Here is a 2,303-nt window from a genome sequence, read left to right as displayed (position 1 = left end):
TGGCCTGCATGATGGGGGCCCAGCCGGAACTGGCAAAATGGGTCGAGACGCATCCGAACTGGACCGTCGCCAACTGGAAATGCCGGTATCTGAACACCGCCCGGCGCAAGGTCTGATCCCGCGGGCGGCGTTTGCGCTTGCAGCGGCTGCGGGGTAGGGGTTCAGTCCGGGCCATGGTTCCGGACGTAACCCTGACCCCCAAGGATATCGAGCCGCTTGAGCGGATCGCACGGTTTTCCTGGGACTGGGCGCCCGCCCTCTGCGCGCCCGGCGATGGCTGCGCCGATTATCACCGGGCCTGGTCGACGCTGCGGCTGGTTCGGGCGCAAGGCAAGCCGCCTGCGGGCTGGCAGTTCTTTCACGGCGACATCGCCCGGGCCGCGGCGCAGGGTGCGCGGCGGGTGCTGATCTCGGGCGGGGCCGATACCGGGGTGCTGGCCATTGTCGCCTCGGGATTTCGCAATGCGGGCGTTTCGCCGCAAATCACCTATGTCGATCGCTGCGCGACGCCGGTGATGCAGAACCGCCTGTTGGGTGCCGAGCTGGGCCTTGATCTGACCGCCCGCACCGCCGACATGCTGGACTTCCGCGCCGAGGGCATGGACCTGGTGATCGCCCATTCCTTCCTCGTCTTCCGTCCCCGGGACCAGCGCGGCCGGGTCGTCGCGAACTGGGCGGCAAGCCTTGTGCCCGGCGGCGCGGTGTTGATGTCCAGCGCGCTGGCGGAGGATGGTGAGGGCGAGCCCTGGCGGCCAGCGGGCGCGGACGACATCCCGGCCCGGCAGGCAAGGCTGACCGAACAGGCGCGAGCCGCGGGGCTTGCACCCGCGGAGGCGGCCGAACTGGCCGAGGTCGCGGGCCGGTTCTGGGCGTCTCGCCCGACACGGCGCACCGGCCCCCTGGGCGATGGCGAGATGCGCGGGCTGTTCGCGGCGGCCGGGCTGACGGTCGAGCGGGTGGACCATACCGGCAAGTCAACGGATCTGGCCAACGGAACGGGCATGCTGCGCCGCCGTCGGGCCGAGATCGTCGCGTGCAAGCTCGCCTGATCTGCGCGGCCGGGCGGTGATGCAACAGGGCGGGGCCATTTCTTCTGCCGTCTTGTTCGTGCCCGCCCCCCACTCTACATGCGAGTCCATGAAGCGCTGGCTCCCCTTCGTGAAATCCGATCCGCTGGTGGCGGTGATCCGTCTTTCCGGCCCGATTGCGGCGGGCGGCCGGGGCGGGGCCAGCCTGTCGGATGCGGGGCTTGCGCCCGTGATCGAGCGCGCCTTTCGCAAGGGCCGCCCGGCAGCGGTGGCGCTGGCGTTGAACTCGCCCGGCGGATCGCCTGCGCAAAGTGCGCTGATCGGCGCGCGGATCCGCCGGCTTGCCGAGGAATGCGAGGTGCCGGTCTTCGCCTTCGTCGAGGATGTGGCGGCCTCGGGCGGCTACTGGCTGGCCTGCGCGGCCGACGAGATCTGGGCCGACCGCAGTTCGATCATCGGCTCGATCGGGGTGATCTATGCGGGCTTCGGCTTTCCCGGGCTGTTGTCGCGCTATGGCGTGGAACGCCGGGTGCATGCAGCGGGCGAAAGCAAGAGCTTCCTCGACCCGTTCCAGCCGGAAAAGCCCGAGGACGTCGCGCGGCTCATGCAGTTGCAGACTCCGATCCATGAAGCGTTCAAGGACCATGTCCGCGCGCGTCGCGGCACGCGGCTGAAGGAGGATCGCGTTCTCTTTACCGGCGATGTCTGGGTCGGGGAGCAGGCGGTCGAACTGGGGCTGGCGGATGGCATCGGCCATATGGTGCCGGTGATGAAGGACCGTTTTGGCGACAAGGTGAAGTTCGCGCTGCATAGCCCGCGCAAGGGTCTTTGGTCGCGGCTCGGTGCGCCCGCAGTGGCGGGCGTGATGGACGAGATCGAGGAGCGCGCGCTGTGGGCGCGCTATGGATTGTAGGATATGATAGTCAAGATCGTGACGCTCTTCCTGATCGGCATGGCCGTGCTGGCCATGTTCGGCAGGCTACGCCTGCCCGGGACGGGCGGTCGGCGCATTGCCTTCGGGCGGTCCGGAACCGGCAAATGCCCCGCCTGTGGACGCCATCGGATCGGCAGTGGTCCCTGCCCCTGCGGAAAGGGCTAGGCACAATGGCGATCCAGTTCATGTACGCCGCCCTCGGGTTGGCGTTGCTGGTCATGGCCGGGGACAGCCTGGTCAAGGGGGCGGTGAACCTGTCGCTGCGACTGGGCGTGCCCGCGCTGATCGTGGGGCTGACCATCGTGGCCTTCGGCACCTCGGCGCCCGAACTTCTGGTCTCG

Annotated in this window: 3 protein-coding genes and 1 pseudogene; all 4 read left to right on the top strand. The window is 68.9% G+C overall.

Going from position 1 to position 2,303, the window contains the following annotated elements; translation table 11 throughout:
- Positions 1-173 precede the first annotated feature (173 nt).
- Positions 174-1,049: a class I SAM-dependent methyltransferase gene (locus tag ENN83_RS11660; RefSeq protein ID WP_287187225.1), complete on the top strand. Its 876-nt coding sequence runs from the start codon at positions 174-176 to the stop codon at positions 1,047-1,049.
- Positions 1,050-1,137: 88 nt separating this feature from the next.
- Positions 1,138-1,941 (top strand): S49 family peptidase, encoded by an 804-nt coding sequence (locus ENN83_RS11655; protein ID WP_287187224.1) that lies wholly within the window; start codon positions 1,138-1,140, stop codon positions 1,939-1,941.
- A 3-nt stretch (positions 1,942-1,944) separates the two neighbouring features.
- Complete coding sequence (locus tag ENN83_RS11650; protein WP_287187223.1) at positions 1,945-2,127, top strand: hypothetical protein; 183 nt, start codon at positions 1,945-1,947, stop codon at positions 2,125-2,127.
- A 5-nt stretch (positions 2,128-2,132) separates the two neighbouring features.
- Positions 2,133-2,303 (top strand): annotated as a pseudogene (locus tag ENN83_RS11645) (sodium:calcium antiporter); the annotation flags it as partial.

Source organism: Rhodovulum sp., from assembly GCF_011048875.1.
Lineage (GTDB): Bacteria > Pseudomonadota > Alphaproteobacteria > Rhodobacterales > Rhodobacteraceae > Rhodovulum > Rhodovulum tesquicola.
This window is presented reverse-complemented; position numbering and strand designations above follow the sequence as displayed.

What these genes read in the sequence shown, in the direction of transcription:
- ENN83_RS11660 (WP_287187225.1), top strand. Translation starts at nt 174, where the DNA reads ATGGTTCCGGACGTAACCCTGACCCCCAAGGATATCGAGCCGCTTGAG.
- ENN83_RS11650 (WP_287187223.1), top strand. Translation starts at nt 1,945, where the DNA reads ATGATAGTCAAGATCGTGACGCTCTTCCTGATCGGCATGGCCGTGCTG.
- ENN83_RS11655 (WP_287187224.1), top strand. Translation starts at nt 1,138, where the DNA reads ATGAAGCGCTGGCTCCCCTTCGTGAAATCCGATCCGCTGGTGGCGGTG.